This window comes from Marinomonas gallaica, from assembly GCF_001639745.1.
Lineage (GTDB): Bacteria > Pseudomonadota > Gammaproteobacteria > Pseudomonadales > Marinomonadaceae > Marinomonas > Marinomonas gallaica.
In genome coordinates this window covers 339,198-359,066 of sequence record NZ_LTAX01000003.1, presented here as the reverse complement: position 1 = coordinate 359,066, position 19,869 = coordinate 339,198, and the positions used below count along the sequence as shown (strand labels likewise).

Here is a 19,869-nt window from a genome sequence, read left to right as displayed (position 1 = left end):
ATGGAAATTAGAGCCTAGTATACCTCTTCCTTAGATCAAGAGTATGAGGATATTCATGACAGACTTCCTCTTCCGGCGGCGCCATAGGACGAGTTGCTTTGTCGTGAGGCATTAGATGGCGCAATTTACTCAGCTCCGGCTGCGCGGGTAACGTGCCTTGCGTAAAACCATGATCCCAGAAACGATTGATACGTCGAGCCTCGGCTTCGTTGCTGTTGACTGGCAAAGTATCGTAGCTGCGGCCACCTGGATGGCTAACATGATAAGTACAGCCGCCAATAGAAACCCCGTTCCAAGTATCGATCAAATCAAACACTAATGGCGTATCCGTGCCGAGTGTTGGATGCAGGGCAGACGGCGGCGCCCATGCTTTGTAGCGAACCGCGCCAACCGCTTCGCCTTTACGGCCGGTGTTTCTAAGCGGAACGCGGCGTCCATTACAAGACAATACGTAGCGCCCTTCGGTTAGTCCTGACAAGCGCACTTGCAAGCGTTCTACAGAGGAATCCACATAGCGTGCCGTACCTGACTGAGAAATTTCTTCGCCCAGTACATGCCATGGCTCAATTGCCCAACGCAATTCCAGCTCAATATCGTCGATTTGTTGACGGCCATAGTGCGGGAAGCGGAACTCTTCAAACGGTGCTAGCCAATCAAGTTTGAATGGTAAGCCGTGCTCTTGAAGATCGTCTACGACAGCTTTTATGTCCTGCCAAACAAAGTGCGGCAACATAAACTTGTCGTGTAGCGAGGTGCCCCAACGTACTAATGGCTTGTGATACGGTTTGTCCCAGAAACGCGCCACCAAACAACGTAACAACAGCATCTGTACTAATGACATACGCGCATGCGGAGGCATTTCAAATCCACGAAACTCAAGTAAGCCTTGGCGGCCACTGCTGGTGCCTGCGGCATACAGTTTATCAATACAGAACTCTGAGCGATGCGTGTTGCCAGTGATGTCCACTAGTAAATTACGCATTAAGCGATCGACTAACCAAGGTTCATCGACCAAGCCTTCGGGGATGTTTTGGAACGCAATTTCCATCTCATATAAGGCTTCATCACGCCCTTCATCCGGGCGAGGTGCTTGGCTGGTTGGGCCAATAAACATGCCTGAGAACAAGTACGAAAGTCCTGGATGGTGTTGCCAGAAGGTCACTAAACTGCGCAATAGATCGGGGCGGCGTAGTAATGGGCTGTCAGCTGGCGTAACGCCACCTAAGGTGACATGGTTACCACCGCCGGTGCCAGTGTGGCGGCCATCGTTCATGAACTTTTCAGCCCCCAAACGAGACTGATAGGCCTGCTCATAAAGTGTTTCGGTATTGTGCAGCAGTTCGTTCCAGTTTTTTGCTGGATGAATGTTTACTTCGATAACACCTGGGTCTGGGGTGATTAAGAACTTCTGCATACGAGGGTCTTTCGGAGGTTCATAACCTTCGATAACCACCGGCAGTTTCAGTTCGGTTGCCACTTTTTCAATGCTGTGAAGCAAGCTTACGTAATGCTCCAAGTTTTCAAGTGGTGGCAAGAATAAGTGCAGTCGTCCTTCACGAGCTTCCACGCATAATGCGGTACGAATGATCGGTTTGGTCGCATTTTTAGCCGCTTGACGTTGCGCCATTCGTGCCTGAAGCGTTCGCACTTGAGGCGTCGTTTTAGGCGCATCGGACTGACTAAATGCAGGCAATGGTCCACGTTCTGCAAAAGGATCGCATTCAGGTGTTTGATCTTCTTCTTTGATCGCTGGTAAAGAATTCAATGGCAGGCGGTAACCCATAGGACTGTCACCCGGAATTAAGGTGATCACGTCTGAACGCATTGGCCATAAGCTGCTTTGCCATTTTGCACCATCAAACTCAATGGGTAACACATAACCGCTGACACGCTCTAAGCCTCGGCTTAGAAGTTTGGCTAAGCGACGACGCTCTAGATCGTCTTTTAGCGTTGCTTTGCGCGGGTTCACATCATCCGGTAAAGAGCGCTCTAACCAAAGGTAATAAAGCGTATCTTCGTAAGAAGGCTGAAGGAATTGCGCATCCAACTTTAGCTTTTTACACAGTGCTTGGCCGAAGCGTCCGGCATCTTTTTCAGTATGACCGTAATCTTTGTCGACACGTGCTAAATAGCTAGGATCCTGCCATAAGGCTTCACCGTCAGTTCGCCAGAAACAACCTAAAGCCCAACGCGGTACTTCTTCACCTGGATACCACTTACCTTGGCCATAATGCAGCAAACCGTTGGCACCGAACTCTTGTTTCATGCGCAACAGTAAATCTTTGGCAAGGCGTAATTTATCAGCGCCCAGCGCGTCAGTATTCCATTGCTCTGAATCCATGTCATCAATGGAGACAAACGTTGGTTCACCGCCCATGGTCAGGCGAACGTCGCCTTCCTCTAAACGCTTATCCACTGCATGGCCTAGCGCTTTGATATTTTCCCACTCGTCGTCGTCATAAGGTTTGGTGACACGTGGGTCTTCATGGATACGAATGACTTTGTTGGTGTAGCTAAATTCGCATTCACACTCATCAATAAGACCGGAAATAGGCGCAGCAGAAATAGGTTCGGCTGTACACGCCAGTGGAATATGACCTTCGCCAGCGAACAAGCCACTGGTTGGGTCAAGACCCACCCAGCCTGCACCCGGTAAGTAAACTTCACACCAGGCGTGAAGATCGGTGAAGTCTTCTTCTGGGCCAGATGGACCGTCTAATGCTTTGATGTCAGAGGTAAGCTGAACCAAGTAGCCTGACGCGAAACGTGCGGCTAGACCGAGGTGGCGTAAAATCTGTACCAACAACCAAGACGTGTCACGGCAGGAGCCTTTTTTCAGCGTCAGCGTTTCAGCACAAGTCTGTACTCCGGGTTCAAGACGAATACCGTAGCCAATTTCATTTGCTAGGCGGCTGTTTAACGCCACCAAAAAGTCGATCGTCACCATGGGGGTTAGATCAACGCTTTTCAGCCACTCGTCTAATTCAGCGCAACTTTCGGATTTGTTTAAATACGGTTGCAGCTCCTCTAACAGCTGTTGGTCATATTTAAAGGGGAACTTATCCGCGTATTCTTCAACAAAGAAGTCAAACGGGTTAAGTACCGTCATATCGGCAATAACTTCTACTTCAAATTCAAGACGATTGGTTTTTTCTGGGAAAACCAGACGTGCTTGAAAATTGCCGTACGGGTCTTGCTGCCAGTTAACAAAATGCTCTCCGGGCTGCACTTTAAGTGAATAGCCATGAATATGTGTACGCGAATGTGGTGCTGGACGTAAGCGTAGAATATGCGGCGAAACATTGATAAAGCGATCAAACTCATAGGTGGTTTTATGCTGTATCGCGACGCGAATGGTCATGCCGCTTCTCCTTTCTGGAAGTTAAACCAGTTTTCCGTGATTTGCTGATTCAAGGTAATAATACTCAGCTGAATGTCGTTTAAGTAGTCACTAAACTCATGGTTAAGATCACTTGAAAGTTCGATGGAGCGCGTCTCTTCAAGTAATCGATCCGCACTCATAATGACAATGCCAGAGCGTGGTAGCTCTGCTGCTGCCACTTTAATTTGTTCTAAACAGTAACGCTGTGAGCGTGGGAAGTATTTATCGTTCAGCAAGAAGGTCACCGCTTTAGCGCCGCGAATCGAGCTGCGCATAGTACGTCGAAAACTCAAGTACGCACTTTGCGATTTCAGTACTTTGGACCAGACAATCTGTCCAAGTTCTAGGTCTTGCTCTTCTTGAGACTGAACCATCAAAGAAGTGGCGGCATCGATGATACGCGTATTCATATCGGCGCGTTCTAGGTAACGCCCTAAAATAAGGAACTGCCAACCCGCATCGCGATCCATTGTTCCAGCCAGCAAACCTATGATTTTTTGACAGCCTTCAATAATTGTATTGAGGTAAGCGTGTCGCGCTGATCGATTAATGCCTTGCTTGATATTCTGTTTGGCAAATAAATCCAGCTCGTTAATCAGTTCCCACATTTCGTTAGGCAATACATCGCGTGTCGTACGAATGTTTTCGCGTACCAATTTGATGGAATTTAACAATGAGCTTGGGTTATCGTCGTCTGACAATAAAAATTTCACCACATTGCGCTCATCTTGTACTTTGTAGCGATTATTAAACGCTTCGATACCACTGTTGATCTCGATAAGGTTATACCAAGAAATTTCGACCACATTGTGCGGTAAGTCGTACAGTAAATCGTCGTATACGCTAACTAAACGGGCCGTATTTTCCACGCGCTCTAGGTAGCGAGCACTCCAATATAGGCGTTCTGCAACTCTTGAAAGCATGATTAGGCTCCTTTTGTATCCACAATCCAAGTATCTTTACTACCACCACCTTGTGACGAATTAACGACCAGAGAGCCTTTTTTCATCGCCACACGGGTCAATCCTCCCGTCGTGACATAGGTGTCTTTGCTTTGCAAAATAAATGGGCGTAGATCCAAGTGACGCGGTTCTAACGATCCTTTTCCGATCAAGGTAGGTGCTGTGGACAGTTTCAAGGTGGGTTGAGCAATGTAGTTACGAGGGTTGTTTTTAATCAGTTCCGCAAACTGCTGCTGCTCTTTTTTGGTTGAGTGTGGTCCAACAAGCATGCCGTAGCCGCCAGATTCATTGGCTGGTTTTACGACTAATTCGTCAAGGTGCGCTAGCACATATTCGCGCTCTTCTGAGTTATCGCATAAGTAGGTTTTGACATTTTTCAGAATCGGCTCTTCGTCTAGGTAGTAACGAATTAACTCTGGTACATACGCGTAAACCACTTTGTCATCGGCAACGCCTGCCCCAGGGGCATTGGCTAAGGCCACATTGCCCGCTTTCCAAGCGCGCATCAGACCTGCAACGCCCAATACTGAATCAGGATCAAACGCTTCAGGGTCGAGGAACAAATCGTCAATACGGCGATAAATGACATCAACGCGCTCAGGCCCGTAGATGGTTTTCATATAGACGCAATCGTCTTCGTCGACGAACAGGTCAGAACCTTCGACTAATTCAGTACCCATTTTCTGCGCTAAAAAGGCGTGTTCAAAGTAAGCCGAGTTATAAATACCTGGCGTCATGACGACAATTTCTGGTCGCTCAATATCACGTGGAGATAGGGCGGCAAGCGTGTCAAATAGGTTGGATGTGTAAGCACCAACGGGCAATATTTCATCGTTTTCAAACAGTTCTGGTAACACGCGCTTAGTGATTGCACGGTTTTCTAACATATAAGACACGCCAGAAGGCACTCGAAGATTATCTTCTAATACATAGAAATCGCCGTGCTCATCACGCACTAAGTCTGTACCACAAATATGTGCCCAAACACCGTATTTCGGTGACACGCCAACACATTCTGGGCGAAAGTTCTTAGAGTCTTTAATAATATGTTCTGGAATGATGCCGTCTTTGATGCAGTTTTGGTCGTGGTAGAGATCGTCGATGAAGCGGTTAAGGGCGGTGAGTCGTTGTTTGAGGCCTTGGGCGGTAATCTCCCAATCTTTGGCGGCAATGGTGCGAGGTACGATATCGAAGGGCCAAGCTCGGTCAATGTTGCCTTCTTCGGTATACACTGTGAAACTAATGCCCATCTCTTGAACCGTTGCTTCAGCCATAATTCGCCGCTTTTCAAGCTCGTCTGTTGGTAGGCTGTTTAAGTAGTCTAGCAATTCTTTAGCGGGTGGATGGGCTTGTCCAGATGAAGTAATAAGCTCATCGAAAAAAACGCTGGTGTTGTAATTATCTGTCAATTTATCCATATCTTATTATCCCCGTTAACGTCTGCGGGAGTGCGTCAACACAGTTCATCCTCATTTGCGTATAGGTTATTGATGAACCAAAAGCATGCATTAAGCAAGTGAAACTTCGAATTTACTAATACAATTGTTATGGACTTAGCAATTATTACGCCAGAATACCGGCTAAATATTCCCATTAAGTGACTGAGTAAACTTGTTGGGTTTCCGTATTTATGTCAGGTTTCTAGCGAGAGTTTTTGTTATGATGCGGAATGGATTGATAAATGAGTAAGGAAAATACTGTGGCGCATTTTGACCAAGCCAAGCACGTAATCGTCGTTGGCGCTGGCATCGGTGGTTTGACGGTTGCTTTAGGATTAGCCAAGCAGGGCTTTCATGTCAGAATCTTTGAGCAAACATCGGCGTTAAGTGAAGTGGGTGCTGGCTTGCAGCTTAGCCCTAATGCAATGAAAGTGCTTCGTGAGTTTGGTATAAAAGACCGCCTCGAAAGTCACGCCTTTACTCCGCAGAAAGCCTGTATTCGAGATTATCATTCTGGTCGTTATTACTTAGAAGCACCACTTGGCAAGCATATTGAGCAACGTTATGGCGCGCCTTATTGGCACATTCACAGAGCTGATTTACACAAAGAATTAGTGCAAGCCTGTTACAGCGCTGGGGTCGAAATAGAACTGGACCATAAAGTGTTGGGTTATCGTGAAGATCATAAAAATGCCACGGTACTACTGGAAAACAGTACAGAACATGCGGACATTGTGATCGGCGCTGATGGCATTCATTCCAAAATGCGGGAGCTAATGCTAGGCGTTCAAGCGCCTATTTTTACTGGCCAAGTAGCATGGCGCGGTACGGTTCCTGCGGCCGCGATCAAAGGTACCATGATTGAACCAAATGCCACCGTTTGGGCGGGGCCGAACAAGCACCTTGTGACCTATTATCTGCGCGGTGGTGAGTGGGTTAACTTTATTGCCGTGGAAGAGCGAGCTGAATGGCGGTCTGAATCGTGGCGTGAAGCGGGAGATGTCGAAGAGTTACGTAGTAAGTTCGTCGGTTGGCACCCTGAAGTTACCTCTGTTTTAGAAGCCTGTGACGAAACGTTTTTATGGGCTTTGAATGGTCGTCCAACGCTCCCTAAATGGCATGATGAACGCCTAGTGTTGCTGGGCGATGCATGCCACCCAATGTTGCCTTTTATGGCGCAAGGTGCAGCGATGGCCATTGAAGACGCTTTTGTACTTGTTACAACACTGACAAAGTATCCTTTTAAAGACGCTTTTGAGAAATACGAAAGCGTTCGTAAACCGCGAGCAACTGCAGTTCAGCGTCAGTCTCGTGATAATGCCGCCTTGTATCATATGCATGGTGGTTGGGAAGGGCGCTTAAAGCTCAAAGCGCTTGGCGTTGCATCAAAATACTTCAGTCGTATTATTGAGTCTAAACTGGATAATATTTATGGTCATGATGTGACCACGTTGGCTCTGTAAGTCACTGATCTGACAATCATCTATTCAACGAAATTCGTGTCATGCATAGGACGCTTCTGTGAGCACCTCTTCTCATCTTAAAGCTGAACTGATTTTAGTGTTGGTCACTGTTATCGCTGCGTTTGGTTGGATTTTTTCCAAAGAAGCACTGGCTGGCTTACCGCCGATTTTCTTTCTTGGCGTACGCTTTGTCTTGGCTGGGCTGATTTTGTTTTTTGCGGGCGCACGCTTTTTTAAAGGCGTTACATGGCATGACTTAAAAGGCGCGATGATTGTCGGGGTTGTCATGGGCATTGCCATGATGTTTTGGATCATTGGGCTTGATCAGGTCAGTAACTTAGGCGTTGGGGCTTTCATCAATAGCCTTGGGGTTATATTGGTGCCTGTGTTTGCGCGCTTTTTATTTAATGAGCGCCCAGCCAAAAGTATTTGGTTTGCCTTGCCTATCGCAATAATTGGTCTAGCGTTTTTGGCGTTGGGTAATGGTTTGGCTTTTGAATTCGCGCAGGTGTATTTTTTTATTGCCGCGGTGACCTTTGCGTTGCAATTCAATCTACTGACGCGTATGTCGAGCCGCTTACATGTGTTGGTACTTACTTCGATCCAACTGGTAACAGCGGGCGTATTGTTATTGATCATCTCACCAACAGTAGAAGAGATTCCCCATTCTGTGTCGATACCGATCGTTGGCTGGTTTTTAGCCAGCACCGTGATAGCGACCAGTTTACGTTTTTTGTTACAAACCTATGGACAAAGCTTAACGCCCGCCAGCCATGCAGCGGTGATTATGAATTTAGAGCCAGTGTGGACGGCGTTGCTAGCCGCCATATGGTTCAGTGAGACAATGACGGCGTTGCAAATGTTTGGATGCTGTTTGATCTTTGTCGCGATGTTGGTGAGTAAATGGCAACAAGTGTTGGTTTTTCTGCGTCTACGTTAGGGGTGCCATTCATTCATCTGGAAAAAGCTCGTTGAGCATATGCTCGAAGAGGCGATGAGACGGCTCACTAAATGGTTCTGCGTAATCAGCACTGCGGTGAAATAAACCATCGGTTAACGCGACCAGAAAACGTACACGTGCCTGAATATCTGCTTCATCATTGAGAGCATAGCGTTGGCGAACGATATTCACGGCGTGTTCGGTTAAACGACGGTCAGCGTTCGCTTGAATTTCTGCCAGCGCTGGAGAACGATTAGCCTCAGCCTTGATTTCCATGTTAAGAATGCGTTCTATACGAAACTCTTCACTGTTTTTTTGTTCGAAGACGCGTGCTAGCCAATTTCGCTTTTCTAAAAAGTCTTCCATCATTTCCATGTATTCTTCCGTTTTATGCTCTACAACGGCGCGGATGATGTTCTCTTTGTGTGCAAAGTAACGGTAAATTTGACCGACACTTAACTCTGCCGTCTTAGCGACGTCTGCCATGCTGGCTTTATGGAAGCCTTTTTCCACAACGTGTACGATAAATGCATCCATGATTTGCTGGCGACGTTGTTGCTCGTTGATCGGAGACTTTTTCATATTTATTTGCACGATTAAAAGATGGGAAGTGTAACGTCCCTAGATTATAGTAGGAATGAACGCTCATTCTCAAATGATAATTAATTATTGGAGTTGTCACAGTTTATGCTGTCTCGGAACTTTTTATTAACAGGGGTAGTGCTGGCCTCAGCTATTTTGGCAGGATGTCAAGAAAGCGAAAACAGTGCAGCCGGAGGTAATGCGCAAGCTCAGCAAGCGCCTAAGACCCAAGTGGGGATTATCACCATAGAAAAACAAGCTGTTGAATTAACGTCCGAGTTACCTGGCCGCACGAAATCCAGTTTGGAAGCGGAGATTCGCCCACAGGTTGGCGGTATCGTAGAAAAACGTTTGTTTGAAGAAGGACAAACCGTTGCCGCAGGTGATTTACTGTATCAACTGGACGATTCCATTTACGAATCCAACCTAGAGCAAGCGCAAGCGGATTTAGACAGTGCACGTGCGACGTTAACGTCGACCAAGCAAACCTACGAGCGCTATCGTCAGCTGAAAGAGCGTAATAACGTCTCTCAGCAAAACTTAGACGATGCCAATGTGGCTTATTTGTCTGCTGTCGCAGCTGAAAAGCGTGCGGTGGCTTCTTTAAATAGCGCTAAGATTGACCTGAAGTACACACAGATTGCAGCGCCTATTGACGGTAAAATCGGCATCTCCGAAGTGACGGTGGGGGCTTTGGTGACCGCTGGACAAGCGACGCCAATGACGACGATTCGTACCACTGATCCGATGTATGTAGATCTAGCACAAACCAGTGTAGAGCAACTTCGTATTCGCAACCTTTTGAGTCTTGAGCATGTTGAGTTGGGTGACCAAAATGTCACTCTAGTGTTAGAAGACGGATCGATCTACCCATATGAGGGTCGCTTAAAAACACGTGAAGTCAATGTCGATGAAATGACGGGCAGTGTGACGCTGCGCGCAGAATTTGATAATCCAGACGGTTTGTTGCTACCGGGTATGTTTGTACGTGGTCGTATCAACGATTTAACCGATAGCCAAGCGATTCTAGTGCCTCAACAAGGTGTTGCGCGAGATGTAAAAGGTAATGCTTTTTCATTGGTTGTGAACGCTGAAAATAAAGTAGAGCGTCGTTTTGTCACCACCGAACGTGCACTTGGCAACCAATGGTACATTACTGATGGTATTAAAGATGGCGACAAAGTGATCGTTGAAGGCAGTATGAAAGTGCGCCCCGGCGCTGATGTCACGACGGTTGAGTTAAAGCGAGACCCTCAAACCGGTCGTATGGTAGAGGTTAATGCCGCGACGACTGGCCAGTAGCAAAGGGAGCTATAAATGATTGCGCATTTTTTCGTAAAGCGTCCGGTTTTCGCGTGGGTTATCTCCATCGTTATTATGTTGGCGGGTGTGCTTGCGATTACTCAACTGCCGGTATCTCAATACCCCAATGTTGCGCCGCCAACGGTCAGTATCTCGGCCACTTATAATGGTGCGTCGGCGGAAACCGTTGAAAACAGTGTGACTCAGATTATTGAGCAACAACTGACAGGTATAGATGGACTGCTCTATTTCTCATCAAGCAGTAGTTCAACCGGTCGTTCCAGTATTAGTGTGACCTTTGAACAAGGCACTGATGCTGATACGGCTCAAGTTCAAGTACAAAACAAAGTACAGCAAATCACGTCCAATCTTCCTTCGTCTGTACAGCAGCAAGGGGTCACAGTGACCAAGTCACAATCCGACTTCTTGTTGATTATGGCGCTGTACGATGAGAACGACCAAGACACCGCGAGTGATTTATCAGATTACCTTGTATCAAACATGCAAGATCCGGTATCTCGATTAGAGGGGGTGGGTAGTGTGCAGGTGTTCGGTTCTGCCTATGCTATGCGTATTTGGTTAGACCCACTTAAACTATCGACCTATAACCTGATCCCTGCGGACGTGGCTAATGCGATCAAAGCACAAAACGTCCAAGTGGCTGCAGGTAGTTTAGGGAGTTATCCGATTGCGAAAGGCCAAGAGCTGAATGCTACGGTGACCGCTCAATCTAAGCTGGAAACGCCGGAAGAGTTTGAAAACATCATTCTTAAGTACGACGACAATGGTGCCACAGTGCGTATTAAAAACGTGGCAACGGTTGAAATCGGCAGTGAAAACTACAACTTCTCACCACGCCTAGATGGCCACCCAGCAACGGGTATGGCCGTGATGTTGGCTCCGAGTGCAAACGCATTAGAGACTTCTGAACGCGTGAAGGCGGCGATTGAAGAGCTTAATAAAAACTTGCCAGATGGCTATAAAACAGCGTTACCACTGGATTCGACCGAGTTCATTAAGATCTCTATTGAAGAGGTGGTGAAGACTCTGTTTGAAGCCATCGTGCTGGTTGTCATCGTAATGTTCGTGTTCTTGCAAAGCTGGCGTGCGACCTTGATACCAGCCATTGCCGTACCGGTGGTATTGTTGGGGACGTTCGGTGTACTGCAGGCGTTTGGTTATTCGATTAATACATTGACCATGTTTGGTTTGGTGCTGTCGATCGGTCTTCTAGTGGATGATGCCATCGTCGTGGTGGAAAACGTTGAGCGTGTGATGGAGGAAGAAAAGCTTTCACCACGAGAGGCGACCATCAAATCTATGAAAGAAATCACCAGTGCCTTGATCGGTATTGCGGTGGTGTTGTCAGCGGTATTCGTACCTATGGCTTTCTTTAGTGGTTCGACCGGTGTTATCTATCGTCAATTCTCGATCACCATTGTGTCGTCGATGGTGTTGTCTGTGATTGTGGCGCTGACGTTGTCTCCAGCACTGTGTGCGACGTTACTAAAACCGGGGCAGCACGGTCAGAAACGTGGACTAGGGGGGTGGTTTAACCGCAAGTTTGATTCAACCACCAACCGCTACAGCAGTGGTGTATCTAAATTAATTAAGCAGCCAATGCGTTGGTTGGCGGGTTACTTAGTGATTATTGCGGGGATGGGTTACTTGATGGTCAATGTACCAACTGGTTTCCTGCCAACGGAAGACCAAGGTAACGTGATGGTGATTGTTTCTTTGCCTGAAGGCGCCTCCATGGCGCGTACTGAAGAGGTAATGGATCAGATTCAAGATCATTTCCTAATCAAAGAAAAAGACTACGTCGATTCTATTTTTACCATTTCTGGCTTTAGCTTTATGGGAACAGGGCAAAACTCTGGTATGGCGTTCGTGCTGTTAAAGCATTGGGATGAACGTACCGAGCCTGGTAGTTCGGCGTCAGACATTGTTGGACGTTCTTATCCAGGGCTTGCTGGCATTCGTGATGCGCAAATCTTTTCCTTGTTGCCGCCGTCTATTCGAGGTATGGGACAAAGTAATGGCTTTACGTTTGAGCTTCAAGCAGCGGGTAATACTGACCGTGATACCTTGTTAGAAATGCGTGATCGATTGCTCGGTGATGCGCGTGCAAGTCAGATCTTGGAAGGCGTTCGTATGGGGGGGCAGAGTGAAACGCCGCAACTTCATATTGATGTCGACCAAGAGAAAGCATCAGCATTGGGTCTATCTATGGCAGATATTTCCAGTACGCTGTCGGCTGCGTGGGCAGGCAATTACGTCAATGACTTTGTTGATCGAGGCCGTGTTAAGCGCGTTTATATAGAAGGCGATGCGGAATACCGTGGTGCGCCATCTGACTTACAGCATTGGTATGTGCGTGGCAATGGCGACAAAATGACACCGTTCTCAGCCTTTGCTGACAGCGAGTGGACGTTTGGTCCGAAAGCACTGACCCGTTTTAATGGACTGCCATCCTATGAGATCCAAGGTTCTGCGGCACCGGGTTTAAGCTCGGGTGATGCAATGGATGAAATGGCGCGGTTAGCGAACAAGCTGCCTCAGGGAACGTCGTATGCATGGAGTGGCTTGTCTTACCAAGAGCAACAATCCGGTGGTCAGACGTACTTCTTGTACGCGGTCTCCATTTTGGTGGTGTTCTTGTGTCTGGCGGCGCTTTATGAAAGCTGGACGGTACCGTTCTCTGTGATCATGGTGATTCCTTTGGGGGTCATTGGTGCGGCAGGTGCGATCTATCTACGCGGTCTTCAGAATGATGTGTATTTCCAAGTGGCACTCTTGACCATCATTGGTTTGTCCTCGAAGAATGCCATCTTAATCGTGGAGTTTGCTGAAGCGGCTTATCGCCGTGGTGAAGATGTTTGGACAGCTGCGACCGAAGGCGCGCGATTGCGTTTACGTCCGATCATCATGACATCGTTAGCGTTTATCGTGGGCACGTTGCCGTTAGCTTTGTCTTCTGGTGCAGGTGCTAACAGTCGAATTTCAATTGGTACGGGGATCGTAGGTGGGACATTGACCGCTACGGTTCTGGCGATTTTCTTTGTACCTTTGTTCTTCGTCATAGTGCGTCGATTATTCCCGAAACGCCCGATTGAAGACTAAATGATCATGCTGACGTGATCTGCATTAAGAAGGAGCCTCTCGGCTCCTTCTTTGTTTTTAGCAAGCGCTGTTTAGTGTGTGTTTTATTTTTTTTTGCTAACAAGGAAGCGAGTTTTCTGATGATTATTACCCAGTTGAGCTATTTCTGTCGGGCGGCCCACCGTGTCTAAACGTACGTAGCCAATGCCTGATTGGTTGATCAAGCGTTCGCCTCGAGAGGCGTGTTCGGGCTTTCGAGGGGAGATTCGCAAAGAACGTCGTTTAGTAAAAATATTCAGCGGAGACCACGGGGCATAAAGCCAACGGTTTAGGCGATCAAACCATTCTAATAACGTATTCGGGAATTCGTTGCGTAAGCCACTGCTGGTGATCTGCCAAATAGTTGGGCTGCTTTTATAGCTGCGTAGTTTAATATCGTAGGCAAAAGAGTAGTGCACATCGCCCGATAAAATCACGAAGTTGGTGGGGGTTTTTGCGTGCGTAAATAAATTCATTAAAGCATAAGCTGAACCGGGGTGTGCCATCCAGTTTTCCGCATCGACCATCAAGGGTTTACCGAACCAAGTAAACACTTCCTGAATGGCTTCGATCAGTTTTACCCCGAACATCGGGGCAGGAGACACTAAAATCACCGAGTCCAAGTCTTTGATGTCTTGTTGTAAATCGGTGATCGCTTCCCAATCCATTAACCCTGAAGGGTGATTAAAGTTTTGTTCAGAGCGCCAGCGGCGAGTTCGTGTATCTAGTACCACCAGTCGTGGTTGAGTATCCCATTGATAGTGCCATTGTTCATAGGCCAAGAGTTGAGCAATGTACTCATCCTGTAAGACACTGTCTTGGCTTTGTAGGGCGAGTTCCGCCTGTTTTAAGAATTGATCATCGTATTGTGACGGGTTGTTTCCCCAACCTTGGCAAATCATATATCCGAAAAGAGCGTTGCCTAAAATTCGTTTAGACAGTTCATGGCCGTAAGCAGTTTGCTCCCAGTCAGCGGTTAAGTTCCAGTCATCGGTGACATCATGGTCATCAAATATCATCGCGGTAGGTAAGTGGGCCAATACGCGCTGCACTTGAGGTAATGTCTCAACAAATTCTTTAATAGCTTTGCGCTCTTCTAAGTAGCGTGTTCTATGGTCTTCATTGGTTAAACCTTCTGGTATTTCTAACGATATGTAAGCCCATAATGCCGGCGACCAAACTAGTAGATACATACACATGATTTCGGCAAAGCTAATCAAATGATTGTGTGCTGTGTCCGTGGTAAAGACAGGTTTCTTTTTGCCTTTAAAAAACTGACGGCGAACGTCGTCACCTTGTTCTGACTTGGGCAACAGCGCTTCACGACAGTAATAGAATGGATCGTCGTGCAAACGGTGGCCTGACTCGGGTAAACGCTCTTCCTTGATACCTAGTAAGTCAACGGCTTGGCGAATCGCGTACAGCATCGGTCCGGCTACGTCGTCGGCGTAGATTTGATCGCCTGATAGCATTAACAGGGAGGGCCAATCGCTTATGTTGGTGCGGGACAAATGTCGATCTGCTTGCGCTAGACCATCGCCAATGGAGGCTCTGCTAGTAAGCTGCTGATAGCCAAAATGGGCTTTACGACAGGAGCCATGAAGCAGTGATGAAATTTCTGGCTTCCAAATGAATTGGATTTTGTCGTCTTGTTCGTCGTAGAGGTAGTTGCCACTGTCGAGTTCTACTGGGTAGCTTTCCTCAAATGCTAAACGGTAGCCAAGAGCTTCTGTGTTAGGGAGCGAGTCTTTAAGTGTGACGCTGATGAGTTTAATGAATAAGCGTGCGCCGACGTGGATTGATGTACATTGCGTTTCACTGATAAGTGAGTTGGCCCCATGAAATACGCTCACCGTTGGTGTGAGATCAAGGCTTGTGGCCAGCCATAAATGCACAGCGTTAGCCTCTACTTTGCGCAAAATAGGGCCTGCGATAATTGACGGTAACGTCACATCTGTCGCCATAGAATTCATAGGGAATGCTCCAAACCTATCTGTAAATTTTCATATCGTACCTCAGAGTTGCTTTGAAAGCCTGTAACAGTGCGTAAAACTTATTCACCTTTTTTGCAAAAAGCTTCTCCCTGTAGCCATTGCAACAAACGGATGGATTCGTTAGCGTTAACGGATTGAGCTAAAACGTGTTTCGTGACTTAGTCACGGGGCCTCTTACACACAACTATCCAATTTGCTTAAGAGATTCCGATGCTGAAAAAGTCGTTGTATTTACCGTTAGTCTGCGCTCTACCTCTAACAACATACGCCGGAAATCTTTCTACAGAACAGCACCAGTCCTCTCAAATTAAGCAAGTATTCCCCTCTAAAACCTATTTCTTGATGGCGGTTGATAACGAAATCAAGAGTACGATTAAATACGATGACATTGGCCAATTGTTAGGCTTGCCAAGCATGAGTGAAGAAGATGCCGAAACGGTCTTTTTTGGTATGCGTAAGTCAATGTTGAGATACGCGGCTCGAGCGTGGGATGCAGGCGTTGCCGTGCATTATGGTAAAGATGTTGGCGGAATGGTTGGCTTAGAACCTGCTGATTCTGAACGTTTCGCGAATGAGGACAGTGGAGTAAGTCAGTTTAATAAGCTGCTGTTATTCCGTTACGCGCAGCAATACCCAGAGTCTAAGCAACTGTTGCAGCAATACCAGCAGCGTCTCAATCAGGAGGTTGCAAAAATAGAGGTAACCCCTTCGGATTTTAGTACCTATTGTGCGCAGTTGGAAAGCTATACCGACTTTACTTTTTATCGTTCTCTTGGCCAGCTTTCTGCTGCACCTTCCCGTGTATATTCCGTAACGAAACAATATGAGATGCTGCCACCATGTAAAAAGCATCATGTAGAAAACCTCTTGTCTTCTTCCTATTCTGCGCCGTCGCTTTCTGATTTTCTGATGGTTGTGAGCTCTAACTCAGATGCCCCTTAGTGTATAAAGCGAAAATCAATAGTTTTCTGTTTTCAATCCCCCTTTATGAGTATTAGGTAAGTCTAAAGTAATGCTCTTTTATGGCCTCTCGCTTTGAAAGTTTTGTGTAGGTTCGTGCTTGTAAAATGTAAAGACTGCTTTAAAAAAATGAATGATTTGCGGCGGAGTTAGGCTTAACAATGTAACTGATGTTAAAAATATGCCCGTATAGAGGTGAAGGTAGACAGTGGCACAGAGTGTCTCGGTTCTTCGTTCGTCTTTGATTAAAGCTTTTGTGTTTTTAAAGGGTTAATTATTCATGGATTTGAAGCTTACTGCTCATCAGGGAAAAGAGTTACTAGGTAATCGCGCTAGTGTTTTAGTGGATGCCGATGTCTATTCCATTGGCCGTGGAAACGACAATTCTTGGGTATTACCCGATCCTAGACTTCATATTTCTAATAAACACTGTGTAATTCATCGTAAGAATAATGAGTTTCATCTCACTGATATCAGCACCAATGGTGTTTATCTAAACGGTTCATCAGACCCTCTTGGACGTGGCCGAAGCCAAGTGTTAAAGCAGGGTGATGTGCTAGTGATCGGTGAGTACACGGTTTATGCCGATATGATCGGAAGTGATGCTTATTCAGAAAGCTTGGTCGAAACGCCAACCCACCAAGAGTTGGATCAAAGCGCTATTATTGCGGAAGCTATGCAAGAAGCCGAATCGCGTGATATGAAATCCGCATCGGTGTCTGACGTTGTTCGAGATGTACTGACTCATACTGATCCTGTCAAAGCGGACCAAGACTCTCATAAAACGGCGGTCAGTGAATTAGTGAATTCAAGCGCGGCCCCCGCTAGTACCTTATCACCAGATCCTACAATCAGTGAGCTGCTACGGCCCATTGCGCCAGAAAAAGCCTACTACGTACCGCCTAAAGTACAGTCTGCTGCTCAGCCAGATCAGAAGCATGACACTGAGACACCTCATGCAGAAGATAATAGCCATGATGCCATTCCTGATAACTGGCTTGATTTAGTGGCAGGAAATGAAAGTGAAACAGCACCCGTTCATGAAGAAATGTCTCAAGCTGCGGCATCTGTAGCGCAAGCGGAAAGGGGAGAGGTAACGAGCCAAGCGAGTGATCTGACAAAGCAAGAGTTGGGTTCGTTTGAAAACGTGGCGTCGCCAGCGCAAACAGACACGCCTCCCAAAGCAGAGCCTTATGTTATTAAGCCTACTAGCAAACCCTCGGTACAGACCCCCGCTCAATCAACACCGGTATCCCAAAAGACACCAGAGAATAATGACTTGTTTGAGCTGATGATGAAGGAAGCCGGACTTCCTGAGCATCTCTATAAAGGCAAAGATCATACAGAAATGGCACTGCAAATTGGGCGTATGTTAAGACAGTTTGCTCAAGGGACAACGGAAACGTTAGCGACTCGCAATATGGTAAAAAGTGAGTTTCGTTTACAGCAAACGATGATACGCCCCGTTGATAATAACCCCCTAAAATTGTCGCCATCAGGTGATGAAGCATTGAAAGTTATGTTGATGGCCGATTCGGCGGCGTATTTGCCTGCTGAAAACGCAATACAAGAAGGTTTCAAAGACATTCAAGCTCATCAGCTTGCGATGATGTCTGGCATTCAGGGTGCGTTTTCACACTTATTGAATCGCTTTGACCCACAAAAACTGGTGCAAAAGTTTGACGCGCGCCCGCGTTATAACAAAGGCTTGCTGGCTCGAGGTAAAACAGATTATTGGCGTGAATATCAAGATTACTATCAAGATATTTGTACGATGATGGAAGACGAGTTCCAAGACCTATTTTCTAATGAGTTTGGTAAAGCCTACGAAAGTCAGTTAAGGAAGTTACGATGAAATCGAGACTTCTAAAGGGAATGGTTCTTAGTTGTTTGTTCTTGATAGGGTGCTCTTTAAATCCATTTTCCGATGCGGATGAAAATGCAGTGACGCTGGTGTTCAAAATAAAGGCGTCAGAGGACCTCAATCCAGATATACAAGGCAAACCTTCACCAATAGAGATTCGATTGTATCAACTAAACTCTTTAACAGAGTTTCATCAAGCCGATTTCTTCGACTTGTTTACTGAAAAACCTTTAGCCTCGAGTTTACTGGATACACGTATCTTTATTGTGAAACCCGGTGAAGAGGTTTTTGTAGAGACAGATTTAGACATAAATACACAGTTTATCGGGGTTGTGGCAGGTTATAGAGATTTAGATAACGCTATCTGGCATGACTCCATTCGAGTACGCGATGAACGGGGTTTTTTACTGCGTTTAATCGGTTCCCATAAGCGAATGACTTTACAGGCAAAAGCCAGTGAAGATCAGGTTTCCCTAATAGTTGAGCAAGAGTGAATTTGCATGAGTTGGCACAGGAAAGTTGCATGGCAGGAAGGGGCATTCATTCGGCCTCAGCATTTTCAGCAGCAAGATCGTCATTTGGAGTGGAGTCTTGCTTCCCTTACGCATCAGTTACACAGCTATGGTTGGGGAATATCTGAATTAGAGTTTGATGTCGCTGCACTGCGTTTAGGGCACTTTGTGATTAAGAAATGTCGAGCATTTCTTCCCGATGGCAGCGTTATTGATATGCCTAGTGAAGATGGCATTCCAGACCCCATCGTTATACAAGAGAAAGACGAAGGTCTACTTATATATTTGGCCTTACCTATTTGGCGGGCCGGTGCAAACGATATTGATCGCCAAAATGCGGATGACAGCAATGCGCGTTACCGCCTAAGTCATATGGAAGTTCCGGATATCGTTAGCAGCTCTAATACCGCTGCCAACATCGAGCTTGCCAGTAAAAAGGTACGTGTTGTTACTGAGCGAGATGGCCCGCAACAGTATTCTGCCATTGCAATCGCTAAAGTGAAATCGGTAAAAAATAAAGCGATTGAGCTTGACGAGCGCTTCATTCCAGCTGCGTTAGATGTGCAGTCGAGCGCAGCCTTAGTCAATATTATTCGAGATGTCCAAGGGTTAGCGCAGAAGCGTACGATTTTGCTAGCAGAGCGTTTGAAGTCTTTAGCGGATGGTAATGGCGTTGAAATGGCTGACTTTCTGTTGCTGCAGATGTTGAATCGCTATCAACCAATTTTAGCGCATTACTTAACAGCAGACAGTGTTCATCCAGAACGTGTCTATCAGTTGTTTGCTCAGCTTGCGAGTGAGCTAGCAACCTTTACGCATCAAGATAAGCGTTTGGCATCCGTGCCACCTTATTTGCATGATGATTTGCAAGTGACGTTTGAAAGCTTTGAGCCATTGTTACAGCAGCCGTTGAGCTTGCTGTTAGATCAAAGTGCCATTCAGATAGAGCTTGAGAACAAAGGCTTTGGTATTCGCATCGGCTATATTCCCCAGCTCGAATCCAGTGCAAGTTTTGTCTTGTGCGCACGAGCTGAAATGCCGAATGAAGAGTTACGTCGTCAGTTGCCTATGCAGGCAAAAATTGGCTCAATCGAAAGAATTAATAATTTGGTCAATAAGCAGCTGCCGGGTATTCAAATTGATCCTTTGGCCTCTGCGCCGCGACAAATTCCATTTTATTCTGGCGCTGTGTACTTCGAACTCAAGACGCAAGGCAAGTGGTGGCAAGATGTTGTTGATAGTAAAGGTCTTGCATTACACGTAGGTAGCCAGTTCCCAGGTATTTCCTTGGAACTCTGGGTTATTAAATAACGACTTACAGGAAGAGT

General features: G+C 46.5%; 13 protein-coding genes. 8 read left to right on the top strand and 5 right to left on the bottom strand.

Annotation, left to right across the window (positions count from 1 at the left end):
* Positions 1 to 7: 7 nt before the first annotated feature.
* From AYW76_RS05585 to AYW76_RS05575, 3 genes are read right to left on the bottom strand one after another with little or no spacing between them, the layout of a single operon-like run.
* A complete protein-coding gene (locus tag AYW76_RS05585) occupies positions 8 to 3,361 on the bottom strand; it encodes a transglutaminase family protein (RefSeq protein WP_067032417.1) in 3,354 nt (1,117 codons plus the stop codon).
* Positions 3,358 to 4,305 carry an alpha-E domain-containing protein gene (locus tag AYW76_RS05580; protein ID WP_067032413.1) on the bottom strand — a complete coding sequence of 316 codons (948 nt, stop codon included), beginning with the start codon at positions 4,303 to 4,305 and terminating at the stop codon, positions 3,358 to 3,360. Before AYW76_RS05580 ends, AYW76_RS05585 begins: the two co-directional genes overlap by 4 nt.
* Before the next feature lie 2 nt (positions 4,306 to 4,307).
* A complete protein-coding gene (locus AYW76_RS05575; protein WP_067216871.1) occupies positions 4,308 to 5,762 on the bottom strand; it encodes a circularly permuted type 2 ATP-grasp protein in 1,455 nt (484 codons plus the stop codon).
* A 263-nt stretch (positions 5,763 to 6,025) separates the two neighbouring features.
* Here AYW76_RS05575 and AYW76_RS05570 point away from each other — a divergent pair, with 263 nt between their 5' ends.
* Both AYW76_RS05570 and AYW76_RS05565 read left to right on the top strand, forming a co-directional pair.
* Positions 6,026 to 7,246, top strand: a complete 1,221-nt coding sequence (locus AYW76_RS05570) for an FAD-dependent monooxygenase (RefSeq protein WP_067216867.1) — start codon at positions 6,026 to 6,028, stop codon at positions 7,244 to 7,246.
* Positions 7,247 to 7,304: 58 nt separating this feature from the next.
* Positions 7,305 to 8,186, top strand: a complete 882-nt coding sequence (locus AYW76_RS05565) for a DMT family transporter (RefSeq protein ID WP_067032406.1) — start codon at positions 7,305 to 7,307, stop codon at positions 8,184 to 8,186.
* 9 nt (positions 8,187 to 8,195) lie between these two features.
* Here the strand turns inward: AYW76_RS05565 and AYW76_RS05560 are convergent, their stop codons facing one another.
* Complete coding sequence (locus AYW76_RS05560) at positions 8,196 to 8,768, bottom strand: TetR/AcrR family transcriptional regulator (RefSeq protein ID WP_067216866.1); 573 nt, start codon at positions 8,766 to 8,768, stop codon at positions 8,196 to 8,198.
* Between the two features lie 105 nt (positions 8,769 to 8,873).
* Between AYW76_RS05560 and AYW76_RS05555 the strand changes: the two genes are divergently transcribed.
* Both AYW76_RS05555 and AYW76_RS05550 read left to right on the top strand, forming a co-directional pair.
* Positions 8,874 to 10,070, top strand: a complete 1,197-nt coding sequence (locus tag AYW76_RS05555; protein WP_067216862.1) for an efflux RND transporter periplasmic adaptor subunit — start codon at positions 8,874 to 8,876, stop codon at positions 10,068 to 10,070.
* A 15-nt stretch (positions 10,071 to 10,085) separates the two neighbouring features.
* The gene (locus tag AYW76_RS05550) at positions 10,086 to 13,193 is read left to right on the top strand and encodes an efflux RND transporter permease subunit (RefSeq protein ID WP_067216859.1); all 3,108 of its coding nucleotides are present in this window, start codon (positions 10,086 to 10,088) and stop codon (positions 13,191 to 13,193) included.
* Positions 13,194 to 13,276: 83 nt separating this feature from the next.
* Here AYW76_RS05550 and AYW76_RS05545 read toward each other — a convergent pair whose 3' ends face one another.
* The gene (locus AYW76_RS05545) at positions 13,277 to 15,184 is read right to left on the bottom strand and encodes an alkaline phosphatase D family protein (RefSeq protein WP_067216857.1); all 1,908 of its coding nucleotides are present in this window, start codon (positions 15,182 to 15,184) and stop codon (positions 13,277 to 13,279) included.
* Between the two features lie 231 nt (positions 15,185 to 15,415).
* Between AYW76_RS05545 and AYW76_RS05540 the strand changes: the two genes are divergently transcribed.
* The 4 genes from AYW76_RS05540 to tssK all read left to right on the top strand — a co-directional run bounded on the left by AYW76_RS05540 (position 15,416) and on the right by tssK (position 19,852).
* Positions 15,416 to 16,147, top strand: a complete 732-nt coding sequence (locus AYW76_RS05540; protein ID WP_067216854.1) for a hypothetical protein — start codon at positions 15,416 to 15,418, stop codon at positions 16,145 to 16,147.
* Between the two features lie 298 nt (positions 16,148 to 16,445).
* A complete protein-coding gene (tagH, locus tag AYW76_RS05535) occupies positions 16,446 to 18,020 on the top strand; it encodes a type VI secretion system-associated FHA domain protein TagH (protein ID WP_067216851.1) in 1,575 nt (524 codons plus the stop codon).
* On the top strand, positions 18,017 to 18,523 hold the full coding sequence (tssJ, locus tag AYW76_RS05530) for a type VI secretion system lipoprotein TssJ (RefSeq protein WP_067216849.1): 507 nt from the start codon (positions 18,017 to 18,019) through the stop codon (positions 18,521 to 18,523). Before tagH ends, tssJ begins: the two co-directional genes overlap by 4 nt.
* Positions 18,524 to 18,529: 6 nt before the next feature.
* A complete protein-coding gene (gene tssK, locus AYW76_RS05525; RefSeq protein WP_067032382.1) occupies positions 18,530 to 19,852 on the top strand; it encodes a type VI secretion system baseplate subunit TssK in 1,323 nt (440 codons plus the stop codon).
* The last annotated feature ends 17 nt before the right edge of the window (positions 19,853 to 19,869 follow it).